Genomic DNA, 24,683 nt, shown 5'->3' with positions numbered 1-24,683 from the left:
GGTCAACCTTCAGTGCGCCCGATAGTGGTTCTCTTTGCGATACGCGCCAGGCGGCTGATTGAAGGTGCGGGTAAAGACCCGGGTAAAGGTCTGCTGGGAATCAAAGCCGTAACGCAGGCAGATGTCATAGACCTTTTCATCTGACTCGCGCAGATCGCGCGCCGCCAGCAAGAGTTTGCGCTCGCGGATATAGCGTCCCAGACTCTCTCCTTTGTACTGCATAAAAAGCCGCTGCAAATGCCATTTCGAATATCCCGCGTGACGGGCGATATCATCAATGCGCAACGGCTGATGGAGGTTGTCGTCGATCCACTCGACAATCGTATCAATGACCTGAGCGGAAATAGTCATACTGCTCTCCCCTTCTCTTCCTCGGGTTAACATTATTTCCACCACTCGCGAAAGTGCTGCGTGGCGCTACTAACATCTACCGGCTCGCCGGGTTCTGGCGTTAACAGCCGATAATTTTTATCTTTACTGGCGCGGGTGAGCTGGATCAACGGGTCGTCCCAGGTGTGCTTAGCCAGCACGAAGCGTCCGTTATGCCCCGGCACCACCGCTTTGGCCTTAATATCCACCGCGGCCTGTGCCGTTTCGTCCGGCTGCATGTGAATGTATTTCCAGTCCTGGTCGTACTGACCGTTTTCCATGATGGCCAGATCCACCTCGCCAAACTGCTCGCCAATGGCGCTGAAGTGCGGCCCGTAGCCAGAGTCCCCGCTGTAGTAAACCTTGCGCTGCGGGGTGACGAACATAAAGCTGCCCCACAATGTCTGGTTACGCTTCAGGCCGCGCCCGGAGAAGTGGCGAGCGGGCAGAACGTGAACGGTGAGTGCATCGCTCACCGGCACCGACTGGTTCCAGTCGCGTTCGTCAATAATGTCCGGGTTCATGCCCCAATAACGCAGGTGTGAGCCCACGCCCAGCGGCGTAATGACACGCTTCACCTTTGGCATCAGCGCCTTAATGGTGGCGTAATCGAGATGATCGTAATGATCGTGAGAGATGATCAGCAGATCGATCTCCGGCATCGCCTCTGCCCGCCACGGGTAGTCCCCGGTAAAGGCTTTATTCAGAAACGAGAAAGGCGCCGCGAAGTTACTGAACACCGGATCAATCAGGATGCGCTTGCCCGCCAGCTGCAGATACCAGGAAGAGTGACCCAGCCAGACCAGGGTTTCCTGCTCCAGCGGCAGGCTGGCCAGATCGGTGTTGACCATTGGCAGCGGTGCCGCCGGGCGCGCATTTTCGGTTTTGGTCATCAAAAAGCCCCACCATGCCGCCAGCATATTTTTCTGACCGGTATAGCCCGGCGTTGGCAGGGTGTTGTGGAACTGGCCGTCGCGGTAGTGAGGAGAGGCCTCCACTTCGCTTAGCTGTGCGCCCTGAGGCGGTTGTCCAAAACCCGCATTGAAGACAAAAGGCAAACTCGCCGCTGACGCAAGAATCATGACCAACACCACGCTTACAATGAGAGGTTTCTTCATATCCCGACCCGATTTCGCGCTCCATCCGATGGTATGCGCGGGCAAAACTTGATTATGAGTGAGTAAGCACTCATTATAGGAGTGAATAGAATGTCGTCAAGACGTTTTCAATCTTTGACATTCCGCGTTGCAGCCATATGAAACGCATGCTTCAATACGCTTTTTTACAATTGACACGGGAGGATATTTAGTGGCACGTCCGAAAAGCGAAGATAAGAAACTGGCGTTACTGGAGGCGGCAACGGCTGCATTTGCCCAGTCCGGCATTGCCGCCTCGACGGCATTAATTGCCCGTAACGCGGGGGTCGCTGAAGGGACTCTGTTTCGCTACTTTGCTACCAAAGACGATCTGCTGAATGCCCTCTATCTGCACCTGAAGCAGGATCTCTGCCAGTCGATGCTGGCGAACCTTGATCGCACCATCACGCTGCCAAAAGAATATACGCGTAATATCTGGAACAGCTACGTTGAATGGGGTATCCGCAATCCGGTCTCCCACGCGGCCATTCGCCAGCTGGGCGTCAGCGAGAAAATCAACAATGAGACCGAGCAGGCCGTAAAAGAGATGTTCCCGGAGCTGCATGAGCTTTGCCGCCGCTCTATCCGCCAGGTCTTTATGTCCGATGAGTTCCGCACCTTTGGCGATGCCATTTTCTTATCCCTGGCCGAGACCACGATGGAATTTGCCACCCGCGATCCCTCTCGCGCCGTGGAATTTAAATCGCTGGGCTTTGAAGTAATGTGGCGCGGCCTCGCCTCGGAGGAGGACAATGGATAGTCGTACCTTGCAGGAGCAGGCCAAAAAAGTGGCGCTGGAGCTCCCCTTTACGGAACACTGCTGGCCGTTTGGTCCGGAGTATGATGTTTTTAAGGTGGGCGGGAAAATATTTATGCTGATGGGCGTGGCGCGTGGACGGGCGCACGTGAGCCTGAAAGCCGATCCAGAAAAATCCCTGCTCAACCAGGCCATCTACCGCAGCCTGGAGCCGGGGTATCACCTGAACAAAAAACACTGGATCTCCCTCTATACCGGCGATGATATCACCCCTGAGCTGGTTACCGATCTGGTGCTGGACTCCTGGCATCTGGTGGTGGATAAACTGCCCAAACGTGACCAGAAGCGTATTCGCCCTCAGTGATTGTTCGCCTCAGGCGAACAGTTTAAGCGCATTTAACGCACTTATCATTTCACGTTTCCCCTGGTAATCTGCTCAGCTTACGCCTCGCTGAGGGGCGGATCTTATTCACCAGGAGCTGTTATGGATATTATTTCTGTTGCTTTGAAACGCCACTCCACCAAAGCCTTTGACCCGAGCAAAACCCTGACCGACGAGCAGGTAGAGAAGGTGAAAACCTTGCTGCAGTACAGCCCGTCCAGCACCAATTCCCAGCCTTGGCACTTTATCGTTGCCCGTACGCCAGAGGGCAAAGCCCGCGTGGCAAAATCGGCCGCGGGCGGTTTTGTTTTTAACGAACGCAAAATGCTGGACGCGTCGCTGGTGGTGGTGTTCTGCGCCAAAACCGCGATGGACGACGCCTGGCTGGAGCGCGTAGTAAACCAGGAAGAGGCCGATGGCCGCTTCGCCACCCCAGAGGCCAAAGCCGCCAACCATAAAGGCCGCACCTTCTTTGCCGATATGCACCGCAAAGATCTGAAAGATGACAACCACTGGATGGAGAAACAAGTCTACCTGAACGTGGGTAACTTCCTGCTGGGCGTGGCGGCGCTCGGACTGGACGCCGTGCCAATCGAAGGCTTTGATGCCGCGGTACTGGACGAAGAGTTTGGCCTCAAAGCGCAGGGCTTCACCAGCGTCGTGGTGGTGCCGGTGGGCTATCACAGCGTGGAAGATTTCAACGCCTCCCTGCCGAAATCTCGCCTGCCGTTAAGCACTATCGTGACCGAGTGCTAAAAGCAAACGGGCCGCACTCTGCGGCCCGTTACACTTTTACCTTACTGATCACCAGCCTGCGATGTGGATGCACATTTTTATCGTCACCCCATGCAAAGGTAATCCATCGCGCCTCCAGTTCAGCGTAAGATGCTACGGGCGTTAATTGCCAGACCTCCCCGACTGTGCCGTCTGCTACGCTAATCTGATACTGCATGCTGTACGCCCAATCGATCATCCGCAACCAAAAACGCTGGCCATCGCCGGTCTGTTCGCTGTCTGATACCACAATGTCGTACTCATTTAAGAGCCACTGGAAAAAAAGCTGCGGAAACCCGCTAATGACAGGCTGGTGAACCGTACGCGGGGTACGCCAGACCATAACCTGAGTGGCTGCCCCGTGGGGAAAAGTGATCTCATTTTGAAATTGCAACTTAACGGCATAGGCCGTATAGGGCTGCCCCTCATCCGTTGTCACTATCCGGTATTCGTCCCCATAAAAGGATTTTAAGAGGCGATAGCCGACAGGCAGGACAAAACCCGGCAGCGCGAAGGCTGCAGTACCGCGGGCCAGAAAGGCTTCCGTATGTTCGATATTACGGGCGATAAGCCCCAGCTTCTGGCTGAATTCAGCAGATTCAATCATCAGTGGCGACATGGGGGTTGTTGCTCATTTCGTCATTATAGGCCACTTTACTTTCCATCGAAATGACGGAAGTTCAGTGAGTTATTTTGTTAACGCAATGAACAATACGCAATTTTTACCGCGCCACCTCAACTCGAATTGATTCCCGGAAAGCGACTCGCAAAAAATTAGCTACCGGGTTCGGTGGCGTGCCAAATCCTCTCCGCATAACGCCCCAGCATCGCCAACGACACCGCCAGAATCAGGAAGAACAGCACCTTGTGCATGCCGTCCCAGAAGTATTCGAAATAGCGGGTGTAGAGGTTAATCGCGAGGAAGGTCAGGCCGAATCCGCGTAGCATGCCGTCGTCGGTTTTTAGACTGATGTAAATAGCGACCACCGCGGCCACGGCAAAGAGTAACGCCCAGGGGAGTAACGCCGCGCGTGTCACGCCATACCAGTTATCGATATCGTAATTACCGAAAATCGACATGATCCACAGCGCGACGAAGAGATACGTCAGCCCCATAGCCTTACTGGTGGTGTAGAGATGACGCTGGATAAGAGTCTTACGCAGCAGCCAGCAGAGCGCCAGTAATGCCCCACCGAAGAAGATAAACCGCACCGGGTAGTTCATGCCCAGCCAGTAAGCTCCCCAGCCGGATACATACCCCGTCTCGGCGCCAAACCAGTTACCCAGCGACAGCAAAAAGAAGAGCCACACCAGCCCGGAACGCCCGAAAAAGCCCACCAGCCCATAGACCGCACACCCCACCAGGAAGAGGGGGGCAAGATGCCCGCTGCCGTTATCCAGCCGTTCGCCCAGTTGCCAGAGGGCGACTGCCGTAAAAAGCACGCCCAGAAAAAGCAGACCTTCAGTGGTGTAGTGCCACTGGGTTTCGTGTCGCTGGCGGGCAAACCCCCACAGGTAAAACCCTACCGCCAGCGCGGCCGGGAGGCCAATGCGGGCCAACGAGGAGAAGGAGAGAAAATCGATTATCCAGGCCATCAGTTCGCTGTCGGCAAACAGGCTGCCGAGGGCGATAATTGCGCAGGCCAGCGCCGTCCAGATGGCGTAGCGGCTCAACCGCTGCCAGTCCAGCACGGTACGTTTTAAGGTTGCAGCCAGCCGCTGATGATCGCTGGCGCTGAGCGCCCCTTCCTGCTCCCACTGGGCCAGCGCCCGGCGTAGCAGACGCTCTTGTTTACGCGTTACCTGCATGTTCAATCCCTGAAGCCGATAGAGTTAACTGAGTATAACAGCCTGTTGAGCCAGCCACGTTAGTGCATGCTCACCCTGCTCATCCACCGGCAGATAGACCAGCAGCCGGGATCCGTTTCGCGGCGCTGAGTACCAGTACATCTGCTGCAGATGAAAATCACCCAGTTCCGGATGGGAAAACAGCTTCAACTGGTTTTCTACGCCACGCACGTCGTAGCGCTGGTGCCACAAGGCTTCGAACTCCGCCGAGACCGCAAAAAAGCGCGCCAGCTGAGCTTCCCAGGCGGGATCGCCGCGATGCTCGGCCATCGCCGCGCGGAAATAAGAGACAAAAATCGCCAGCACGTCATCACGCCTGCCGAGGCGGGCCTGCCATGTGGGATGGGTCAGGTAGAGGTAAATACAGTTGCGATCCTCCGGCGGGATAGTATTGAAATCCACCCCCATCAGATGCCCAAAACTGTCGTTCCAGGCCACGATGTCAAAGTTCGGTTTCTGGATGCTGGCCGGTTTCGGCATCAGGGTATCTAGCAGGCGCCGTGTGCCCTCGCTTATCCCCTCGCACGGCAGCGTATGCGGCGCTTCTCCCGGCGGCAGCCCGGCCAGCACAAACAGATGACGCGTCTCGGTAGGGGTACATTGTAGCGCCTTTGCCACCGCCGCCATCACCACGCCTGAGGGGTTGACATCCCTGCCCTGCTCCAGCCAGGTGTACCAGGTCACGCCCACATCTGCCAGCATCGCCACCTCTTCCCGGCGCAGCCCTGGGGTACGCCGGCGGCCACTGCGCGGCAGCCCCAGCCGCTGCGGATCAAGGCTTTCGCGGCGGGAACGTAAAAACGCGCCGAGCTGTTTACGGTTCTCTTCCTGTAACGAAGGGAGGGGGTCTGCTATCAACGCCATACATCACTCCTGCGTGGTAGTGCCAGTACCAGTATAAGCAGGAACTGGTACCCGTTTATCAGATCGTTGATGCTACGTCCCTCAGCTGTTACATGCAATGGAGTTACCATGAAAACCTCTGCCGTTTCACCGGGGCGCGCCGGCCTCATTTTACTGCTCACCGGCCAGATGTTGCCGCTGATTGACACCTCGATCACGAACGTCGCGCTGGACTCCATCACGCATTCGCTGCACGCCAGCGCGACCGAACTGGAGTTAATCGTCGCCCTGTATGGGGTCGCTTTCGCCGTCTGCCTGGCTCTCGGTAGCAAACTGGGGGATAACCTTGGTCGCCGTCGTCTGTTTATGACCGGGGTGGCGATATTCGGCCTGGCTTCACTGCTATGCGGTATGGCAGGCAGCGTGTCGCAACTGCTGGCCGCCCGGGTGGTGCAGGGCGCTGGCGCGGCGCTGATCATGCCGCAGATCCTGGCCACCCTGCACGTCACGCTAAAAGGCAGCGCCCATGCGAAGGCCATTAGCCTGTTTGGCGGCATAGGGGGGATTGCTTTTATTGTCGGCCAGATGGGCGGCGGCTGGCTGGTATCGGCAGATATTGCCGGGCTGGGCTGGCGTAACGCCTTCTTTATCAACGTGCCCATCTGCCTGCTGGTGCTGACATTAAGCCGTCAGTACATTCCGGAGACGCATCGTGATACCCCCTCACGCATCGACTGGCAAGGAACGGCGTTGCTGGCCGCGATCCTCTGTTGCCTGCTGTTCCCGATGGCGCTCGGCCCTCAGTGGCACTGGGCATGGCCGCTTAAGGCCGCGCTTATCGCCATCATCCCGCTGGCGGGGTTGATGATTATCAGCGCCCGAAAAAAAGAGCGTGAGCAGGCACATCCGCTCATCCCCCCGCGCCTGATGCAGCTTCACAGTATCCGTTTTGGTGTACTGATTGCGATGCTGTTTTTCAGCGTCTGGTCCGGATTTATGTTCTGCATGGCGCTGACCATGCAGACCGGGCTGGGGATGGCGCCCTGGCAGTCGGGCAACAGCTTTATCGCCCTCGGGGTGACCTATTTTGTCTCGGCGTGGTTTGCCCCGCGCCTGATCGCCCGCTACAGCACAAGCACCATTCTGCTGATGGGGCTGGGGATTCAGATGGTCGGCCTGCTGGCCCTGATCGCGACCTTCCGTTACTGGGGGCTGCACAATACCGCCCTGACGCTGGCCCCCGCCACCGGGCTGGTGGGCTACGGCCAGGCGCTGATTGTGAACAGCTTTTATCGCATGGGGATGCGTGATATCGGACCGGACGACGCCGGCGCGGCCAGCGCCATTCTTAGCACCTTGCAACAGGCCGCGCTGGGGCTGGGCCCCGCTATATTTGGCGCGATCTTGTTGCACGCGCTGCAGACGCACGGGGGCGATTATGCCAGGGCAATTAACGTCTTCCTGCTGGTGGAAACGGCCATGATGGGGATACTTGCCGCGGCCACGCTCCGCCTGCGCCATCGCCTGAGTGCTACAGTCCCGGCGGGCTGCACCGCCGTGAAATAACCCTCTCCTGCATAACGTCGCGGTTTGCATAATAAATTCGCAGCCGTCATCATGTAGCCGCATCAATACAGGAGACGTTATGCAGGAATTCATTGCTCAGGTCGAAGAGTTAGGCATTGAAATTAATCACACCACCTCGCTGGTGATTATTTTTGGCATTATTTTTCTTACCGCCCTCATTATTCATCTTATTTTACACAAGCTGGTGCTGCGCATTTTCGAAAAACGGGCGCAGGCCAGCAGCCATTTATGGCTGCAGATTATTACCCAGAATAAATTATTTCACCGCTTAGCCTTTACCCTGCAGGGGATTATCGTCAATGTGCAGGCGGTGTTATGGCTGCAGCGTGGCAGCGAAGCGGCTGAAATACTCACCACCTGCGCAAAGCTGTGGGTGATGGTATACGCCCTGCTCGCCTTCTTCTCCCTGCTGGATGTGATTTTCAACCTGTCGCAAAAGCTGGCGACCGCCTCGCAACTGCCGCTGAAAGGGATCTTCCAGGGTATTAAGTTAGTGAGCGCAATCCTGGTGGGGATCTTAATTATCTCGCTGTTGATTGGTCAGTCTCCCGCGATTCTGATAAGCGGTCTGGGCGCGATGGCCGCCGTGCTGATGTTGGTCTTTAAAGATCCGATTCTGGGGCTGGTCGCCGGGATCCAGCTCTCTGCCAACGACATGCTTAAGCTGGGCGACTGGCTGGAGATGCCGAAATATGGCGCGAATGGCACGGTCACCGACATTGGGCTGACCACCGTAAAAGTGCGCAATTTTGATAATACCATCACCACCATTCCGACCTGGGCCATGGTCTCCGATGCCTTTATCAACTGGAGCGGGATGTCCGCCTCCGGGGGGCGACGTATTAAGCGCAGCCTGAACATTGATACCACCAGCATCCATTTTCTGGATGCCGGGGAGCAGCAGCAACTGATACAGGCGAAGTTACTGAAGCCCTATATGGCCGCACGCCATGAAGAGATTACGCTGTGGAATCAGGAGAACGGTGAGGGTGATTCGGTACTGAATCTGCGAAAGATGACCAATATTGGCACCTTCCGGGCCTATCTGAATGAATATCTGCGCAACCACCCTCGTATTCGCCAGGATATGACCTTAATGGTGCGTCAACTGGCACCGGAGGCAAACGGTCTGCCCATCGAGATATATGCGTTTACCAATACGGTAATTTGGGCAGAATACGAAGCTATTCAGGCCGATATTTTCGATCATATCTATGCCGTGATTGAGGAGTTTGGGCTGCGTATTCATCAGGCCCCTACCGGTAACGATATTCGTTCGCTGGCAGGCGCCCTGACAAAATAACGATCAGGTACTGGCACGCTCAATATAGTGCCAGTCCATCATCACCCGCTCCGTGGGCGCATCGGGGTTGTCAATCTTGTTCAGCAGCAGTTCCACCGCCTTGCGCCCGATATCCCGCGAGGGTTGTTCGATGGTGCTGAGCGGTGGTGAGACCAGCCCGGCAAGCTCGGTGCCGTCGAAGCCGGCCACGGCGATATCGTCAGGTACCCGTAAACCCGCCTGCTCAATGGCGCGCAGCGCCCCGGCGGCAAGGGTATCGGAAACAGCAAAGACCGCATCCGGCCGGGTGGGCGCTGCCAGCAGCGCTTCCATCGCCGCCATGCCGGCCGCCGAACTCAGCTCGCTGGCATACTCCACCGCCTGATACTCCAGATCCCGCAGATGCAGCACGCTCTTATAACCGCGCTCGCGCAGGCGGGCATACTTGTAGCTGAGATCGTGGTTAATCAGGGCAATGCGCTGCCGGCCGGCGTCAGCCAGACGGCTGACCACGTGCTGTGACGCATCCACATCGTTAATACCGACGCAGGAAACCGCCCCGGCATCGGCATATTCGGCGCATTGCACCCAGGGTGCCTCGCCAATCAGCGCCGCCAGTTCGTTCAGGCGTGAGAACGCATCCATGGTAATGACACCGTCGACCATCTTGCCCGACAGCAGGCTCAGGCCCGAGCGTGAACGTTCGATATCCGAGCCGGAGTTACAGAGCAGAATGCGAAAACCGTTCTTTTCCGCCTCCTCTTCGATGCCCTTCACCACCTCGGCACAAAAAGGGTTTGCGATGTTCGAGACCATGACCAAAATCATGTAGCTGCGCGCAGTACGCAGCTGGCGCGCCAGCAGGTTGGGCTGGTAATTGGCCTCTTTTATCGCCTGCAAGACGCGGTCGCGGTTTTTGGCTTTGACGGTATCGCTGTTATTAAGCACGCGCGAGACCGTCGCGACCGACACGCCCGCCAGCCGGGCGATTTTCTGAATGGACATAACAACGAGTGATCCTGCAGTTAAGATTCCCGGCAGGCTACCATAAATTCGCGGCCCGGCGTACCGGGCTGCGTGTTACACGGCGACTTTCACCCAGCGTTGCTGCTGATGGCTCTGCACAATGGCATCAATGATGTGCATCACATTGGCGCCGTCGTGGAAGGTGGCAAACAGCGGCTGCGCAGGCATTGCCCCGGCCTGAACGGCGCGATAGAACTGCGCCATCATGTTTTTAAAGGCATCCGGCCAGCCTTCAGTGTGCCCGCCGGGGAAGTGGGCGCTGTCGGCGGCGTCCGGGTGCATAAGGCCAGGGTCGTCGGTCAGCAGCTGGTTAGCCTCGGCGCGACGACCAATCCATAACCGTTGCGGCACCTCCTGGTCCCAGGCCAGCGCGCATTCGCTGCCATTGATTTCGACGCTGAGGCGATTTTTGCGCCCTGCGCTCACCTGCGAGACGCTGAAAGAGCCTTTACTGCCGTCGTCAAAGCGGAACAGCACCGAACCGAAATCCTCCGTGGTAACGGGTTTATCTTCATACTCCGCCTCGGCTGCGTGGCTGAAGGTCTGATTGCCGGCAACGTTCGCCTTACGGATTGGCCAGACGATGGCAAGATCGGCCATCACCTCGGTAATGCGGCGGCCAGTGATAAACTGCACCGTATCGCACCAGTGAGAGCCGATATCCGCCACCGCGCGCGACGCGCCGCCGAGTGCGGCATCCACCCGCCAGTTGTAGTCGGTTTCCAGCAGCATCCAGTCCTGCAGATAGCTACCGTGGGCGGCAAAAAGCCGCCCGACAGTGCCGTCGCGCACCATGCTGGCCGCCTGGCGTACCATCGCAAACTGGCGATAGACAAAGCTCACCCCGTGGATCACCCCGGCCTGCTCCGCCAGCGTCACCAGCTCCTGGGCTTCTTCCGGGGTCATGCACAGCGGCTTTTCTGAGAAGACGTGTTTACCCGCGCGCAGGATCTGGCGGTTAATCTCCGCATGCAGATGGTTCGGCGTGCAGTTATGCACCACGTGCAGATCCGGATGGGCCAGGAGCGCCTCCACGCTGGCGTAGGCGTGGGGAATATTCAGCGCCTGTGCTTTCTCCTGGGCCTGCGCAAACGACCCGTCGCAAAGCGCCACCACCTGCACGCAGCCGAGGCGGCGCAGCGCTTCAATGTGCGCCGGGCCGATAAAGCCGCTGCCGATAATGCCAACGTTAATCATCACTCTCTCCTGCCGCGAAATCATCAAAGGCGCGCGCCGAAACGGGGATGATATGCCGGGAGATAAACTCGCGGCCTTCCCGGGCGCCGGTGTCGCCATCCTTCAGGCAGCACTCCCACTCCAGCACCGCCCAGCCGTCAAAATCGTACTGGGTTAGCTTGCTGAAGATGCCCTTGAAATCCACCTGCCCATCTCCCGGCGAGCGGAAGCGCCCGGCACGGTTGATCCAGCTTTGATACCCGCCATAGACGCCGCTGCGTCCGTTCGGGCGGTACTCTGCATCCTTCACGTGGAACGCCTTGATGCGGGTATGGTAGTGATCGATAAAGGCCAGATAGTCCATCTGCTGCAACAACAGGTGGCTGGGATCGTAGAGCATGTTGCAGCGCGGGTGGTTATCCACCAGCGCCAGGAAGCGTTCAAAGGTCACCCCATCGTGCAGATCTTCCCCTGGGTGGATCTCGTAGCAGACATTGACCCCCTGCTCATCAAACGCATCCAGAATGGGACGCCAGCGGCGCGCCAGTTCGCTGAAGGCATCGCGGAAGCGCGCTTCATTGTGAGGCGGCCAGGGGTACATCCACGGCCAGGCCAGCGAGCCGGAAAAGGTGGCGTGGGCGGTAAGCCCGAGTCTGGCCGACGCCACCGCCGCCTGTTTTAGCGTTTGGGTCGCCCACGCCTGACGCGCCCCGGCATTCCCCCGCACGGCCTGTGGTGCAAAGTGATCAAAGGCGTCATCGTAGACGGGATTAACGGCAATCAATTGCCCTTCCAGATGCGTGGACAGCTCGCTGACCACCAGCCCAAACTCGGCCAGTTTTCCGCGGATTTCATCGCAGTAAGTCTGGCTGGCTGCCGCCTGCGCCACATCAAATATCGCCGGATGATTACAGGGGATTTGCAGCGCTTTGTAGCCCTTCTCCGCCGCCCAGCCTGCCAGCCCGTCCAGGGTGTTAAAGGGGGGTTGCCCCCCGATGAACTGCGACAGAAAAATACCCGGTCCTTTAATTGTCCTCATACCCCCTCCCGTTATTACGCCTTGTCATCTTCATATTTGAATGAGACAAGGAAAATCAGTGCGATCGCGGCAGCGGCTACCGCCGGGATCCACCAGAATGTGACCCACGCCGCTGGCACGGGTTGACCCGCCACCAGGCGGTTATAGAGCGCACCAGAAATCTGCGAGCCGAGCAGCATGCCGATACCGTAAGTGAACATCACGATCATGCTCTGCGCCTGCCCTTTTACCTTTTCACCCGCCACGCGGTCGGTGTAGATAAAGCCCACCACGAAGAAGAAGTCGTAACAGACACCGTGCAGAAGAATGCCGAGATAGAGCAGGATCCGCCCCTCTTCACTGACCCCCAGCGCAAACATGGCATAGCGGACAAACCAGGCCAGCATGCCGATCAGCAGCATGTACTTCACCCCAAGACGGCGGAACAGCAGCGGGATCACCAGCATGAAGAAGATTTCGGACATCTGTCCGAAGGACATGGCGGTACTGACGTCGGCAATACCGGCGTCGGCCAGGTACGACGCGGTGTAGGCGTAGTAGGTCCCGAGGGGTACTGAGATCAGCATTGCGCACAGGGAGAAAATAAAGAAGTGACGCGTTTTCAGAAGCGCAAACGCATCGGCGCAGAAGAGGTCGCGCACCTTGACCGGCAGCCCTTTTGCAGGCGCGGGCGTATGCGGCAGCGTCAGGCTATAGAGCGCCAGCAGCACGGAGCTTACCGCCGCCACCTGGAAGATGGTGACGCTGGAGGCGACGCCCGTCACACCGATAAAGATCCCCGCCACAATCCAGCCGATGGTGCCGAACACGCGTACCACCGGGAAGGTTTTATCGACGTTCGCCAGGCTATGGAATGCAATGTTGTTGGTTAAGGCAAGCGTAGGCATATAACAGAGCGTGTAGCCAAACAGCAGGCCAATTAACAGCGCGCCGTTTTCCGCCACCAGTGCCCCGGGGACGAACATCAGGATCACTGCCCCGGCGAGGTGCATCACCGCCATCACTTTTTGCGAGGCGAAGAAGCGGTCAACTAACATGCCGAGCACAAACGGCGACAAGATTGACGCAATAGGCCCCGCCGAGAATGCGTCACCGATGAGCAGTGACATATTGTGCTGGGTCATTACCAGGCCGAGCGTAACTGACCAGCTCCCCCAGATAAAAAATTGTAAGAACATCATCAGCGACAGGCGCGGCACCAGCATGCGGTGCTGGACTATCGCCTTTCCACGACTTTCAGTTGTTGACACCATGATCTGCCCCACCCTCAAAAGTAATCGATTACAAATTACATCAATTGAAAAGTAATCGATTACAAAAGAAAGATCATGGGGATCGAAACAGAATTGGGAGAGGGGTCACGATAAAGATTCTTATGCGCTAGCGCAGTGCGAAGCACCGATTTTGTCGCGGGGCCGCGGGGATTGACAAGGGGGACCCGGCGGTCCCCCTTGTCACGTTCACGGGTAGGGTAATGCCATATTCTGCTGAACATGAGGTGAACGGAACGATTCTACCGTGCCCGGCATGACACTCTAGGTTGCCACTGCCCTTAAACCCTGCCGTTACTTTTTACGCGACAGCTTAAACGCCACAAACAAAAACACCACCCACACCGGTAACAAAATGGCTGAGGTACGCATACCATCCATGGTGCACATCAGCACCAGGATCATCGCCAGGAAAGCGATACAGAGGTAGTTACCCGCCGGGTAAAGCAGGGCCTTAAACTGCGTTTCACGCCCTTTACGGCGCATCGCCGCGCGAAAACGCAGGTGTGCCAGGCAGATCATCACCCAGTTCAGCAGCAGCGTAGCGACCACCAGTGCCATCAGCAGGCCAAAGGCATCATGCGGCAACAGGTAGTTAACCAGCACCACCAATGACGTAATCGCCCCGGAGAGGATCAGCGAGTTCACCGGTACGCCGCGACGGCTGACCCGGGTCAGGAATTTCGGCGCATTGCCCTGCACGGAGAGACCAAACAACATCCGGCTATTGGAGTAAACGCCGCTGTTATAGACCGACAGCGAGGCGACCAGGATAATAAAGTTCAGCGCAGAGGCCACAACGTTGCTGTTCAGATCGTGGAAAATCATCACGAACGGGCTACTGTCCGATTTCACCTCTACCCACGGATAGAGCGCCAACAGCACCACCAGCGAACCGATATAAAACAGCAGAATACGGTAGACCACCTGGTTTACGGCTTTAGGGATGCTCTTATGCGGATCCTGCGCTTCAGCGGCGGTGATACCAATCAGCTCCAGCCCGCCAAAGGAGAACATAATGACCGCCAGCGACAGAATCAGCCCTTTCCAGCCGGTCGCCAGGAAGCCCCCGTGCTGCCACAGGTTGTCGATCGATGCCCGTTCCCCGCCATGACCAGAGAACAGCAGCCAGATGCCAAAGCCGATCATGCCGACGATCGCCAACACCTTGATCAGCGCAAACCAGAACTCGGTTTCGCCATACAGGCGCACGTTCACCAGATTGACGGCATTGATGATGATGAAGAAGGCCGCGGCCCAGATCCAGGTCGGCACGTCCGGCAGCCAGTACTGCATATAGATGCCTGCCGCAGTGAGCTCAGCCATGCCCACCAGCACAAACATCACCCAGTAGTTCCAGCCGGAGAGGAAGCCGGCGAACGGGCCCCAGTATTTATAAGCAAAGTGGGCAAAGGAACCGGATACCGGCTCTTCCACCACCATCTCGCCGAGCTGGCGCATGATCAGAAAGGCGATAATCCCGGCGATAGCGTAGCCCAGCAGTACGGCTGGCCCGGCCATTTGAATTGCAGGTCCGATACCGAGAAAAAGGCCGGTACCGATAGCGCCCCCAAGGGCAATAAGTTGAATATGGCGATTTTGCAAACCACGATGCAGCGTCGGAGCCTGTTCCGACGAGGCTTCAGCAGCACCAGTGGCTGAAGCGGATGACGCGTCTTTCACGTCCTACCCCTGTCTCTTTCTAATAGAAGGGGCACCTTTTAACACTTCAGGCAGATGGGAGCAAGTGAATCGCCGGGCAGCAGACGCCGCCCGGCATGCAGAGGTTAAGATCCGATAATACCGCCGTCCGCTTTGGTGATCACCACCGTCGAGGCGCGCGGGCGTCCGTTCGGATTGGCATCGGGCCAGTTAGAGACGGCGCGCGGGTTAGCCGGATCGGTAATATCATCCCCGCCCTCCCCCGGATGCTGAATATTGATAAACAGCGTGCGGTTATCTGGCGTAAAGGCGATACCGGTGATCTCACAGCCACGCGGTCCCGTCAGGAAACGTCGATAATCATTGGTGCCAGGAATGGTCGCCACCATCTGGTTGTTGCCCATCCCTTCGTACGCTTTCTTATTGATGGTACTGGAGGAGACATCGGTCTGGATCCAGAGCACTCCCTGATGATCGAAGGAGAGGCCGTCGGGGCTGCCGAACTCGGCCCCTTTCATCGTCCCTTTCGCGCGCGGATCGTCGCTCTGGGCGCGCCCCGCCAGCACCAGGATATCCCAGGCAAAACCCTGGGCGGCAGGATCGTTCCCGGCTTCCAGCCAGTGCATAATATGGCCGTACTGGTTATTCGCCCGCGGATTCGCCGCATCCGGTGCCGCCTTGCCCTCTTTCCCGCGATCGCTATTATTGGTCAGCGTGCAATAGACGCTACCGCTGCTGAGTGGATCCACCGCGATCCACTCAGGACGATCCATTTTCGTCGCCCCTACCGCATCGGCGGCCAGTCGGGTTTTGATTAACAGATCGCCCTGGCTTTCAAAGCCCTTGTGCGCATCCAGACCGTTCTGCCCGTAGATCAGCGGGAGCCATTCGCCGCTGCCATCGTCGTTAAAGCGGGCCACGTAGAGCGTGCCCGTTTCCAGCAGACGCATGTTGGCATCGCGGTTCGCCGGGTCGTATTTGTTCTCTGAGATAAATTTATAGATATATTCGAATTTCTGATCGTCACCCATATAGACGACCGCCCGTCCGTCGGCCGCCAGCGTTACCGCGGCCCCCTCGTGCTTAAAGCGGCCCAGCGCGGTGTGTTTACGCGGCGTCGAGGTGGGATTATAGGGATCGATCTCGACCACCCAGCCAAAGCGGTTAGGTTCATTCGGGGTTTTATCAACGTTAAAACGGTCATCGACTTCATTCCAGCGGTAGGACTCATCGCTATCGCTAATGCCGTAGCGCTTTTCCAGCGCGTTATGATCGCCTTTTTTGACAAAAATATCTGACCAGTTCTCTTCACAGGTGAGATAGGTGCCCCAGGGCGTATGGCCGTTGGCGCAGTTTTGCATGGTGCCCAGCACCTGCTCACCCTGCGGATCGGCTGCCGTTTTCATCAACGGCTGGTGGCGCGCCGGGCCGGTAAGCTGCATCGGTGTATTAACCGTGATGCGACGGGCGTAGCCGGAGGGGCGAACGACCTCCCAGCCGCTGTCCCCTTTTTTCACTTCGATGACCGACACGCCCATAGCGTTCTGCCCTTTGCGCGCTTTCTCAAGATTCCAGTTCGCCGCGCCGTCGGGGAACAGCATGCCGTTATCGATATACTCGTGGTTCATTGCCAGCAGGCCATGAGCGGGGTTGTCTTGATTCTGCGGCAGACTGAACCACGCCATGCCGTCGTGGTGCATACCGGCCTGTACCGCCTGCTCCTCTGCCGTGTTACTGGCATCCAGTTTAAAGGCAGGCATATTCCCCTGAATGCCGGTGGCGTCGCCCCAGCGGTAGAATGGCCGCGCAAGATACCCTTCGGGGACCCTGACGCTATCCTCTGTGGACACGGCGATGCTGGTAAAACCGAGTGAGACCGCTTTCGCCAGCGGTGAGGGCGTAGCAACTGCCGCAAAGGCTTGCTCAGGTTTAATCAGCAGGGGAAACGCGGCTGCGGCTCCGGCAACGGCACCCAACTGCAGAAGACGTCGGCGGGAGAGAAATATCTCCGCTACGCTGAAAAAGGCCGGGTTGGTAGAGGGATTACTGACATCGTCGCGATGTTCTTTTTTAAATACGGACTTAAGAGGTTTACCCACGATGGCTTCCTGTCATTGGCTCGAAAATAGCACGGTGGGAACACTATAAAAACTCCGCATGACAGTTTTATAACAGACGCAAGAATGGGGCATCCCTGCCCCGGATAACGAAGGTAAAACTTAGAACTCGTAGCCAACAGAGACTTTAAAGGTGCGCGGCTCACCCTGGTAGATATAGGTGCCGCTGTCGTCCGCACCCGCCCAGTAGTTTTCGTCGGTAACGTTTTCCACGCCGGCACGTACCGTCATCTGATTCTGATTGTTGTTCAGCGCTACGCGGTAACGCACGCCCAGGTCCAGCGTGGTGTAGCTATCCAGCTTTTTGGTGTTCGCCTGGTTAGCATACTGTGAGCCGGAGTGGTTAACGCGCGCGATCGCGGTAAGCCCCTCGACCGGCTTGATGTCATACTCTGCGCCCAGCACGGCGTAGAAGTTCGGCACGCCGATGGCATCATTGCCCTCATACAGGCCGGTGCTGGTTTTCGTCAGCTCTGCCTGCAGCCAGGTCGCCCCGCCATTCAGACGCAGGCCCAGCATCGGCTCGCCAAAGACGCTCAGCTCGACGCCGCGGTTACGCTGTTCGGCATTCAGGCTATAGACCTTCGTTGCGCTGTTGAGAGTCGAGACGGGCATGGTGATCTCAAACAACGACAGCGAGCCGCCAACGCGACCAAAATCGGCTTTGACGCCCACTTCATTCTGTTTCGAGTGAACAATACCGGTGCTCTGACCATAGTTGACCGCCGTGTTTGGCGCAGTTTTACCCGGCTGCAGCGACTCGGTATGGTTTGCGTAGAGCGAAAGCTCTTGCAGCGGCTTGTAGACGATGCCGTAAACCGGGATCCACCGGCTGCCATCGAAGTTATCAGCCAGATTTTCTTGCCCGGTCTGCTTGTCATAGCCACGAACCACCACTTTCTGATGACGCGCGCCAAGGGTGAAAAGCAGTTTGTCATCCAGCACGCCCAGAGTGTCGCTCAGCAGCCAGCCCTGAGTACGGGTACGTCCACTGGTGATCGGATCGCTGTAATTGCCCCCTTTACCATCAGAGTTGGTGCTGACCGGCGGATTGACCGGATAAGGGTGGTAGATATTGACCAGCGGATTATCGGCCAGTTTTGACATCTTCCAGGCAATTTTTTCCTCTTTGGTCTGGGCGGAATAACCCAGGTTCACTTTGTGCGAAACAAATCCGGTATCGAAGTTACCGCGAATGCCCGCCATGCCGCTCATCGTGTCGCTGATGCGGTTGGTATCTAGGCGGCTGGCGGTAGCGTTGCCGCTCTCGTCCTGCAACCTCGGGGCGCTGTACAGACCCAGCTCATGCGCATGCTGCGCGCCAAGCCCGGTGTAAGCTGTCCAGCTGTCGTTAATGTCGTACTCGCTGCGCCACATGCCGAATTCGTTTTCGACATCGCTCCAGGCCCATTTCTGCGAATAGCTGCGATCGTTTTTCGGTAACGAAGGAACAAAGTCGACATACATAATGTTCAGACCGGTTTCACCGCCGTGGAAGGTTTTCTTCTGGTAGCCCATGTCAACGGAGGTGCGGAACTTATCGCCTTTGTAATCGAGACCAACAGACGCCAGGGTGGTACGACGACGATCGTTGTCAATCGCAGTATCTCCTTCGCGATGCACCAGGTTAACGCGGGCGCCGAACTGATCGCTTTCGCCGAAGCGACGACCTGCGTCCAGGGTGGTGCCAATCTGCGCATCAGAGGTGTAATCCATCCCCAGCTTCACCTGCGGAATGTCACCGGCGTGTTTGGGTTCAAGGTTGATCATCCCACCCACGCCCGAACTGGCCGCGCCGTTCATCAGGGCGTTAGAACCTTTGAAGATCTCAATGCGATCGACCATCTGGGCATCCACGACCTGGCGCGGCAGCACGCCAGAGAGGCCACCGAAGGTCATATCATCGCCATCAAACTTCAGGCCACGAATGCGGAAACTTTCCGCGTAGTTGCCATAGCCCTGCAGCGGCTGCACGCCCGCGTCGTTAGAGACCACATCGCCGATGGTGCGCGCCTGCTGATCTTCCACCAGCTTGGAGGTGTAGCTGATGATGTTAAAAGGCACGTCCATGGCGTTTTGCTGGCCGAGCATCCCCAGGCGTCCGCCGTTGGCGACCTGCCCATCCAGGAAGGCCGGCACCAGCTGATCGCCACCGGGCTTGAACTCACCGGTTGGCGCGGCTTGCACCACAATGGTCTCTTCTTTGGGGTCAACGGCAGCCCAGGCGGAGTGGGTGACGGCGCCAATAGCCAGCGCCAGCAACGTTTTATTTAATTTTCTGGTGTTGTTCATGGTTAACTCGTTCAAATACGCGCAAAAAGGCCCGTTGCCGGGCCTGACTATTTTTATTTAAGAGAGATTCTGACGACGCTATCCGGCCCGCTGGTGGAGTGATCTTTGTTGAACGGCTGTTTGACGGTAACGTACAGGGTCTGGCCATCTTCAGAGAGCAGCAGGCTGTTCGGGTTCGGCGGCAGATCCCAGCTCTGCTTCACCGCATAGGTGGTCGCATCCAGGCTTAGCACTTTTCCTGCCTCACGCTGGGAGATGTAGAGCTCATTACGTTTGGCGTTAAATTTCACCGCCAGCGAATCGCCGACATCCAGCTGCTTAATCACCTTGCCGCTGTGGATATCCAGCACCAGCGTGGTTTTCGCTTTCGAGTTATCGGTGACAAAGAGACGGCCTGTGGCCTTGTCTTCAGCGAAGTTCAGCAGCAACGCCGGTTTATCGCCCAGCGGTTTCCAGCGTTTTTCGATACGGTTGGTGTGCGGGTTAAGCACCAGGATCTCACCGCCGCCGTTAGCCACATAGATACGGTCGGTTTGCTCAGACCACAGCAGGCCTGTCACCCACTGACCGGCGTTCTTGATGGTCTTTTTCAGCTTCAGCGTTTTTGCATCCACAACCCAGACCACTGCCGGATCGGCGACACCGCCGATATAGAGAGTGCCTTCATGCAGCAAGACCTGACGCGCACCGTACGGATACCCCTCTTTATTGCGCTCGCTAAAGAGCAGACGCTGTTTCACTTTGCCGTCGGCCGTGTCGATAGCGCTGATGCCGCCATCCAGCGAATTGGTGGTATAGACCGTTTTGCCATCGTCAGAGATCGCCAGCGCAAAGTTTTTCAGGTCGGTATGGCTGCGGCCGAGGGTTTTCAGCGTGGTGGGATCGAGCTTGTACACCACCCCACCCTGCACGTCTTTAAAGCCTTCAGCGCTGGCTACGTAGAGCGCATCGCCTTTCGGGCTGAGCACCATTTCATACAGCCCCTCTGCCAGCTCGCGTTTAACCACGCCGGTCTGGGCGGGCGCTGTCGCAGCGTCGGGAGTTTGTGCTACCGGTTTGGTGACGGCGGATTGCTGTGTGGCGCAGCCCGTCAGGGAGAGGGCAACGAATAGCGCCAGGGCGGAAAGTTTTTGGGTCATCAGGAACATCCTTTACCGTACAAATCGAATTAGAGGCGGATGTCTGCGTCGCATGAAAATGCGTTTATGGTTGTGATGTTGGGCTTACGCCCCTGCAGACTCCACCGTAACACTCAGTGTTCCTTGTGAGATCTGCGCTCACTCCTGCTGCGGAAAGATCCCTGTCACCCGCAAACACTAAAGAGAATGAGAACTATACTTATTATCCTTTCGTAATCAAGTGTAAATATGGACATCTCCCGACATAAAAGCCGAAGGGGGACATAAAGAGGGGAAGTGATTGAACACCACCCCGGTCGCCCGGGGCGGTGGAAGGGTTATTTTTTTTTGTAGATGTCGGCGGTGCCGTGGATTTTTTTATCGGTATTGCCGGAGGTCAGCACCAGCACATCAGCGCCTTTCTCATCGGTTTTTTTGATCAGCTCTTCTTTTGCATCCGAAACCGCCGTTTCACCCGAGGTATTAACCGTACCGATTTTCTCGTATTGAGACTCGACCTTAGAGAAATCCTCTTTCGTCATAAGTTCTGCAGCAAAGGCGTTGGTGGTAAAGAAAAAAGCGGTTCCTAACAAAATAGCAGTCGTCTTTCTCATAACCTGATTCCTTTTGATTAATACAGGATCTACCTGACCTTGCGACAGTGCGCAAAGTTTAAACAGCATGGGTGAGAAAGCGTACAAATTCCATGTGCTGGAACGCATTATTTATGACAGTGCGGGATGCAGGCTCTGGTTCTTTAATGGTAAGCGGCAGTTGCGTTCGGGCGAGCAAAGGTTAATGGTCTCAATCAGCCCGTACCGTGCAACGGGCATTTTGTAAAAGGGGCGCCTGTTCATCGCTTTAACGACGTGAGTTATAAAAGCAAAAGTAACGAAAACATTCCAGGCGCCGACTCTGCAGAGCTATAAGAAGTTGGGGGCAACGCCAAACTTCGGTGTCTTAATATTCGCTGCCCACACTTTAATGTCATTCTGTAAGACGAGCGTAAAGTCTGATTTCAGGTTTTGAACCATCCCATTTACCCGCTCCGCATCAGTCACTGCAAAGTGTTCAATTTTTTGATTGTGTCCGATATTCACGCATTTGTATGTTGCGGGAACTTCGTGCCCACTCACCTCGAAAGGCTTTTCAGGCGTATCACACCCACCTTCAGCGATATAGGAAACAACCATGTTGGCGCCCGGATGACCCTGCTGTGAGATGCTCACCATAACCGGAAGCTCATCCGAGGTTTGCGTCATGCCGTAAAGTACCACCCCATCCGAATACCATGTGTTGTATTCCCGCTGGAGAGACGCAGCCGAAGCACTTGAACTGATTACAGCCAGAAATGAAAGGATACCAAGCCAGATTCTCATAAGCGTTTTCCATAACACGTTTGCGTCCATTATTCAGAATGAACTTTCAACCGCAACTCATTAGGATTATTCCTACCAGTTCTGGCGGTGCTGTTTTACCCTAACCTTATGTTTCAGATTGATTAAACGCATAGTAACCGTATGAAGGCGTTTATTTCAGACGTTGCTTTTTGATTTTGACGGCTGATGTCCCAACTCTGTCTCAGCATGACATTTGTGAAGCGGGAGGAGTGAGGTGAGTCTCTGATGTGAAATGGCACGCCCTGTAGGATTCGAACCTACGACCTACGGCTTAGAAGGCCGTTGCTCTATCCAACTGAGCTAAGGGCGCACTGAATGCGGGTACTACGCAGTGGTGAAACGCGTGGAATTATACGGTCAATAGCAGGTGAGTCAATGCCTTTCGGCGCGTTTGCCGTGCATCTCAGCAGATGTCTCTTTCCCCCTTAACAATACGTTTAAAATTTCAACATTTACTGGCGGATCAGCCAACTACGAAATAGCTTAGTCGACATTAAGTAACGCCCAGTTTTATCCCCCTCCGCCACCCGACACACTGTTCTGCGGTAACCCGGCGCCCTGGAAGCCGGTATAAAGGACAGTGAAGTGAGCTTAACCTCGTTTTTGGCCTCCCCTCCGCAAAAGAGTCCGTTGCAGTCTCTCCCCTGCGGCATCGTCGGCATGAAGCTGGAACCCATCGTCAACCTCGCCACATTTCATACTGTCGGTGTGGAAGTGCTGAGCCTTTTGTCGCCGACCCTGCAAAGCGAGCCGTGGTTTCAACAACTCTCTGCGGAACACGCACTCGCCTTGCTACAAGTACAGTGCGAGACGCTCAAAAATCACTTTCCCTGGCACAACCTTTTCATCAACTTGCCGATAACCCTGCTAACAGAGGTGGATTTATTTCACCAGTTGCTGCCGCTACCCGGTCCGGGTGCGAATATTGAGATCGTTGAACCCGCTCAGCTTCTCTCCCTGCCCTACACCTCACGCATCCGGGCGATAGAGCATCTGCATCTTTTGTCCGGGCGTGGCTGCCGTATATGGCTCGATGACGTTGATGAAGCGCAAATCCACGGTTTCATCGACGCGCATTTACCTTTGAGCGGGATCAAGATCGATAAGATGGCGTTCTGGCGTCTGAAGACGACTCCCGCATTTTCATCCCTGGTAAACCTCTGCGCAACGCTTGCGCGAAACGTCCTTGTTGAAGGAATCGAATCACAAGAGGATTTAGCGCTTGCGCGTCAGGCGGGGGCCGGATTCGGCCAGGGATATTTATGGCCCTCCGTCGGCAGACGGCATGGCTAAAAGGAGGCTTGCCTGAGGGAACAACTATGCGCATGACCGTACGCCGTTACCGGCGACGTCGCACGGGAAGTGATTCGTTAGGCTTCGCACAGTCCCGTTTTAGCGCGCCTTTCTTTGATCGGCTGGTCTATCTCAGCCAGGCTATAAATCAAACGCGCAAACCTGAAGTTCCCTGGATGATCCTGGTCTCCCGCGATAACTATCTCTGCGCGGGGCTACAACGCAGTCCCTCACCGGTGAAGCATTGCCGCAGTTATGACACTCTGGACGAGGCCCTGGGCGCCAGTCAGCTCTGGCCCTCCGCCCGGCTAGTGATTGATATTGAAAGCGACATCGCGCCGTGGCTTGAACTCCTTGACGCCCTGCGCAGGATAACGCTCTACCCTCCCTATACCCCGGTCACTTTGCTGGTACGCGCTGATAACTACCCGGGCCGCCTGTTTTGCAAAACGGCGGGCCCGTTTCACGTCGTCGAACGCCAGCTTTGCGCTACCGCCTTGCCAGAGGCGTTGGATCCGCACGATATACCGAAAGAGGGGTGGTTTTCAGCCAACGAGTGGAAACTGCTGTTCCCGTTATCGTGTGGACAATCCCTGAAGGAGATAGCACAGGAGAATAGCCAGCCCTATAGCCGCGTCGTTTACCGGCTTAGCCGCATCCTGAATAAGCTGGGGCTGAGTCATCGTCAGGAGCTCTTTCATCTACTGAGCCAGCTTCCAGCCTCGTCCAGTACGTTCGACCGCCCCTCTCTTCCTGGAGAATGTTAAGAAATGACGTAGATTACCTGGTTAAAATTTTGTTAAATAAAAACAAAACAACAACAAATATAACTATTCCTAACGGCACCGCTCTGACGATGCTAAACACCAGAAACACGGTCAAAAAAGAATATTCGTCTGGTTACGATTACGGGCTGTTTTGCGTAATTAATGTAATAGCAATGTAAACAAGGATTGGTTGTAGACGGGACGCTGGCTTCCGGGCAGGCGCGCAGCAGATATGGCTTTTGGTAGAAAAACTTTCTCTGAATGTTTCATATGAAGGTACAGCGCAGGCTGCGCACCCTCTTCGCTGACGATGCTGGGAATTTCAACTACGGAAGCCGTCGCTCGATTATTAACATTTTGCCAACAATTGGCGAGATGTATTATTTTTTCCTGATACATTCACATGTTTCGCTGCCGTTCTTCTGATAAGTAGGTTATTAACCCAATTTTAAAATAATAGTTTTTCCTCTCCAGAACATCATATTAGGCAAGCCATTAACAATCATTTACCTGCTTTTCGGATAAAACGTAACGGGTATAATAA

General features: G+C 56.1%; 22 protein-coding genes and 1 tRNA gene. 7 read left to right on the top strand and 16 right to left on the bottom strand.

What is annotated here, in order from left to right; all coding sequences use genetic code 11:
- Window positions 1–9: 9 nt before the first annotated feature.
- Together B3511_RS04515 and B3511_RS04510 are read right to left on the bottom strand one after the other, a co-directional pair.
- Window positions 10–351 (bottom strand): RamA family antibiotic efflux transcriptional regulator, encoded by a 342-nt coding sequence (locus tag B3511_RS04515; protein ID WP_040076707.1) that lies wholly within the window; start codon window positions 349–351, stop codon window positions 10–12.
- A gap of 32 nt (window positions 352–383) precedes the next feature.
- Window positions 384–1,487: an MBL fold metallo-hydrolase gene (locus B3511_RS04510; protein WP_286777616.1), complete on the bottom strand. Its 1,104-nt coding sequence runs from the start codon at window positions 1,485–1,487 to the stop codon at window positions 384–386.
- A 190-nt stretch (window positions 1,488–1,677) separates the two neighbouring features.
- Here B3511_RS04510 and B3511_RS04505 point away from each other — a divergent pair, with 190 nt between their 5' ends.
- The 3 genes from B3511_RS04505 to nfsB all read left to right on the top strand — a co-directional run bounded on the left by B3511_RS04505 (window position 1,678) and on the right by nfsB (window position 3,400).
- A complete protein-coding gene (locus B3511_RS04505; protein ID WP_040076710.1) occupies window positions 1,678–2,265 on the top strand; it encodes a TetR/AcrR family transcriptional regulator in 588 nt (195 codons plus the stop codon).
- Window positions 2,258–2,626: an MmcQ/YjbR family DNA-binding protein gene (locus B3511_RS04500; RefSeq protein WP_286777615.1), complete on the top strand. Its 369-nt coding sequence runs from the start codon at window positions 2,258–2,260 to the stop codon at window positions 2,624–2,626. The genes B3511_RS04505 and B3511_RS04500 overlap by 8 nt, the downstream gene beginning before the upstream one ends.
- Before the next feature lie 120 nt (window positions 2,627–2,746).
- Window positions 2,747–3,400, top strand: coding sequence for an oxygen-insensitive NAD(P)H nitroreductase (gene nfsB, locus B3511_RS04495; protein ID WP_040076712.1), 654 nt, complete (start codon window positions 2,747–2,749; stop codon window positions 3,398–3,400).
- A gap of 28 nt (window positions 3,401–3,428) precedes the next feature.
- Here nfsB and B3511_RS04490 read toward each other — a convergent pair whose 3' ends face one another.
- The 3 genes from B3511_RS04490 to B3511_RS04480 all read right to left on the bottom strand — a co-directional run bounded on the left by B3511_RS04490 (window position 3,429) and on the right by B3511_RS04480 (window position 6,130).
- Window positions 3,429–4,037 (bottom strand): hypothetical protein, encoded by a 609-nt coding sequence (locus B3511_RS04490; protein ID WP_286777614.1) that lies wholly within the window; start codon window positions 4,035–4,037, stop codon window positions 3,429–3,431.
- A gap of 155 nt (window positions 4,038–4,192) precedes the next feature.
- Complete coding sequence (locus B3511_RS04485; protein ID WP_286777613.1) at window positions 4,193–5,227, bottom strand: DUF2157 domain-containing protein; 1,035 nt, start codon at window positions 5,225–5,227, stop codon at window positions 4,193–4,195.
- Window positions 5,228–5,251: 24 nt separating this feature from the next.
- Entirely contained in the window at window positions 5,252–6,130 is an 879-nt protein-coding gene (locus tag B3511_RS04480) for a helix-turn-helix transcriptional regulator (RefSeq protein WP_286777612.1), read from the bottom strand.
- Window positions 6,131–6,238: 108 nt separating this feature from the next.
- On the opposite strand from B3511_RS04480, the gene B3511_RS04475 reads away from it, so the two are divergent.
- Together B3511_RS04475 and B3511_RS04470 are read left to right on the top strand one after the other, a co-directional pair.
- Window positions 6,239–7,675, top strand: coding sequence for an MFS transporter (locus tag B3511_RS04475; RefSeq protein WP_286777611.1), 1,437 nt, complete (start codon window positions 6,239–6,241; stop codon window positions 7,673–7,675).
- Between the two features lie 79 nt (window positions 7,676–7,754).
- Window positions 7,755–8,999, top strand: a complete 1,245-nt coding sequence (locus B3511_RS04470) for a mechanosensitive ion channel family protein (RefSeq protein ID WP_040076718.1) — start codon at window positions 7,755–7,757, stop codon at window positions 8,997–8,999.
- Between the two features lie 3 nt (window positions 9,000–9,002).
- On the opposite strand, the gene B3511_RS04465 is transcribed toward B3511_RS04470, so the two are convergent.
- From B3511_RS04465 to B3511_RS04415, 11 genes are all read right to left on the bottom strand, one after another.
- Window positions 9,003–9,983: a LacI family DNA-binding transcriptional regulator gene (locus B3511_RS04465; RefSeq protein WP_207293149.1), complete on the bottom strand. Its 981-nt coding sequence runs from the start codon at window positions 9,981–9,983 to the stop codon at window positions 9,003–9,005.
- Between the two features lie 75 nt (window positions 9,984–10,058).
- Window positions 10,059–11,201 carry a Gfo/Idh/MocA family protein gene (locus B3511_RS04460; protein WP_286777610.1) on the bottom strand — a complete coding sequence of 381 codons (1,143 nt, stop codon included), beginning with the start codon at window positions 11,199–11,201 and terminating at the stop codon, window positions 10,059–10,061.
- Complete coding sequence (locus tag B3511_RS04455; RefSeq protein WP_286777609.1) at window positions 11,194–12,219, bottom strand: sugar phosphate isomerase/epimerase family protein; 1,026 nt, start codon at window positions 12,217–12,219, stop codon at window positions 11,194–11,196. The genes B3511_RS04460 and B3511_RS04455 overlap by 8 nt, the downstream gene beginning before the upstream one ends.
- A gap of 14 nt (window positions 12,220–12,233) precedes the next feature.
- Complete coding sequence (locus B3511_RS04450; RefSeq protein WP_046884396.1) at window positions 12,234–13,472, bottom strand: MFS transporter; 1,239 nt, start codon at window positions 13,470–13,472, stop codon at window positions 12,234–12,236.
- A gap of 312 nt (window positions 13,473–13,784) precedes the next feature.
- Window positions 13,785–15,173, bottom strand: a complete 1,389-nt coding sequence (gene pheP, locus B3511_RS04445; RefSeq protein WP_286777608.1) for a phenylalanine transporter — start codon at window positions 15,171–15,173, stop codon at window positions 13,785–13,787.
- 104 nt (window positions 15,174–15,277) lie between these two features.
- Window positions 15,278–17,251, bottom strand: a complete 1,974-nt coding sequence (locus B3511_RS04440) for a PhoX family protein (RefSeq protein ID WP_286777607.1) — start codon at window positions 17,249–17,251, stop codon at window positions 15,278–15,280.
- A gap of 120 nt (window positions 17,252–17,371) precedes the next feature.
- Complete coding sequence (locus tag B3511_RS04435) at window positions 17,372–19,561, bottom strand: TonB-dependent receptor (protein ID WP_233801058.1); 2,190 nt, start codon at window positions 19,559–19,561, stop codon at window positions 17,372–17,374.
- 53 nt (window positions 19,562–19,614) lie between these two features.
- Window positions 19,615–20,700: a YncE family protein gene (locus B3511_RS04430; RefSeq protein WP_046884399.1), complete on the bottom strand. Its 1,086-nt coding sequence runs from the start codon at window positions 20,698–20,700 to the stop codon at window positions 19,615–19,617.
- A gap of 317 nt (window positions 20,701–21,017) precedes the next feature.
- Entirely contained in the window at window positions 21,018–21,293 is a 276-nt protein-coding gene (gene yahO / locus B3511_RS04425; RefSeq protein ID WP_286777606.1) for a DUF1471 family periplasmic protein YahO, read from the bottom strand.
- 309 nt (window positions 21,294–21,602) lie between these two features.
- The gene (locus B3511_RS04420) at window positions 21,603–22,058 is read right to left on the bottom strand and encodes a hypothetical protein (RefSeq protein ID WP_286777605.1); all 456 of its coding nucleotides are present in this window, start codon (window positions 22,056–22,058) and stop codon (window positions 21,603–21,605) included.
- Between the two features lie 254 nt (window positions 22,059–22,312).
- Window positions 22,313–22,389: transfer RNA gene (locus B3511_RS04415), tRNA-Arg, on the bottom strand.
- Between the two features lie 350 nt (window positions 22,390–22,739).
- Here B3511_RS04415 and B3511_RS04410 point away from each other — a divergent pair.
- On the top strand, window positions 22,740–23,372 hold the full coding sequence (locus B3511_RS04410) for an EAL domain-containing protein (protein WP_286777604.1): 633 nt from the start codon (window positions 22,740–22,742) through the stop codon (window positions 23,370–23,372).
- Window positions 23,373–23,398: 26 nt separating this feature from the next.
- Window positions 23,399–24,139: a DNA-binding response regulator gene (locus B3511_RS04405; protein ID WP_286777603.1), complete on the top strand. Its 741-nt coding sequence runs from the start codon at window positions 23,399–23,401 to the stop codon at window positions 24,137–24,139.
- Window positions 24,140–24,683: the final 544 nt, after the last annotated feature.

This window comes from Leclercia sp. UBA1284 (assembly GCF_002308415.1).
Lineage (GTDB): Bacteria > Pseudomonadota > Gammaproteobacteria > Enterobacterales > Enterobacteriaceae > Enterobacter > Enterobacter pneumoniae.
Note: the sequence above shows the minus strand (reverse complement) of the source record. Positions and strands in the feature narration are given on the sequence as shown.

What these genes read in the sequence shown, in the direction of transcription:
- B3511_RS04515 (WP_040076707.1), bottom strand. Translation starts at nt 351, where the DNA reads ATGACTATTTCCGCTCAGGTCATTGATACGATTGTCGAGTGGATCGAC.
- B3511_RS04480 (WP_286777612.1), bottom strand. Translation starts at nt 6,130, where the DNA reads ATGGCGTTGATAGCAGACCCCCTCCCTTCGTTACAGGAAGAGAACCGT.
- B3511_RS04410 (WP_286777604.1), top strand. Translation starts at nt 22,740, where the DNA reads ATGAAGCTGGAACCCATCGTCAACCTCGCCACATTTCATACTGTCGGT.
- yahO (WP_286777606.1), bottom strand. Translation starts at nt 21,293, where the DNA reads ATGAGAAAGACGACTGCTATTTTGTTAGGAACCGCTTTTTTCTTTACC.
- B3511_RS04500 (WP_286777615.1), top strand. Translation starts at nt 2,258, where the DNA reads ATGGATAGTCGTACCTTGCAGGAGCAGGCCAAAAAAGTGGCGCTGGAG.
- B3511_RS04460 (WP_286777610.1), bottom strand. Translation starts at nt 11,201, where the DNA reads ATGATTAACGTTGGCATTATCGGCAGCGGCTTTATCGGCCCGGCGCAC.
- B3511_RS04485 (WP_286777613.1), bottom strand. Translation starts at nt 5,227, where the DNA reads ATGCAGGTAACGCGTAAACAAGAGCGTCTGCTACGCCGGGCGCTGGCC.
- B3511_RS04405 (WP_286777603.1), top strand. Translation starts at nt 23,399, where the DNA reads ATGCGCATGACCGTACGCCGTTACCGGCGACGTCGCACGGGAAGTGAT.
- B3511_RS04450 (WP_046884396.1), bottom strand. Translation starts at nt 13,472, where the DNA reads ATGGTGTCAACAACTGAAAGTCGTGGAAAGGCGATAGTCCAGCACCGC.
- B3511_RS04470 (WP_040076718.1), top strand. Translation starts at nt 7,755, where the DNA reads ATGCAGGAATTCATTGCTCAGGTCGAAGAGTTAGGCATTGAAATTAAT.
- nfsB (WP_040076712.1), top strand. Translation starts at nt 2,747, where the DNA reads ATGGATATTATTTCTGTTGCTTTGAAACGCCACTCCACCAAAGCCTTT.
- B3511_RS04490 (WP_286777614.1), bottom strand. Translation starts at nt 4,037, where the DNA reads ATGTCGCCACTGATGATTGAATCTGCTGAATTCAGCCAGAAGCTGGGG.
- B3511_RS04420 (WP_286777605.1), bottom strand. Translation starts at nt 22,058, where the DNA reads ATGAGAATCTGGCTTGGTATCCTTTCATTTCTGGCTGTAATCAGTTCA.
- B3511_RS04475 (WP_286777611.1), top strand. Translation starts at nt 6,239, where the DNA reads ATGAAAACCTCTGCCGTTTCACCGGGGCGCGCCGGCCTCATTTTACTG.
- B3511_RS04430 (WP_046884399.1), bottom strand. Translation starts at nt 20,700, where the DNA reads ATGACCCAAAAACTTTCCGCCCTGGCGCTATTCGTTGCCCTCTCCCTG.
- B3511_RS04455 (WP_286777609.1), bottom strand. Translation starts at nt 12,219, where the DNA reads ATGAGGACAATTAAAGGACCGGGTATTTTTCTGTCGCAGTTCATCGGG.
- B3511_RS04510 (WP_286777616.1), bottom strand. Translation starts at nt 1,487, where the DNA reads ATGAAGAAACCTCTCATTGTAAGCGTGGTGTTGGTCATGATTCTTGCG.
- B3511_RS04465 (WP_207293149.1), bottom strand. Translation starts at nt 9,983, where the DNA reads ATGTCCATTCAGAAAATCGCCCGGCTGGCGGGCGTGTCGGTCGCGACG.
- B3511_RS04435 (WP_233801058.1), bottom strand. Translation starts at nt 19,561, where the DNA reads ATGAACAACACCAGAAAATTAAATAAAACGTTGCTGGCGCTGGCTATT.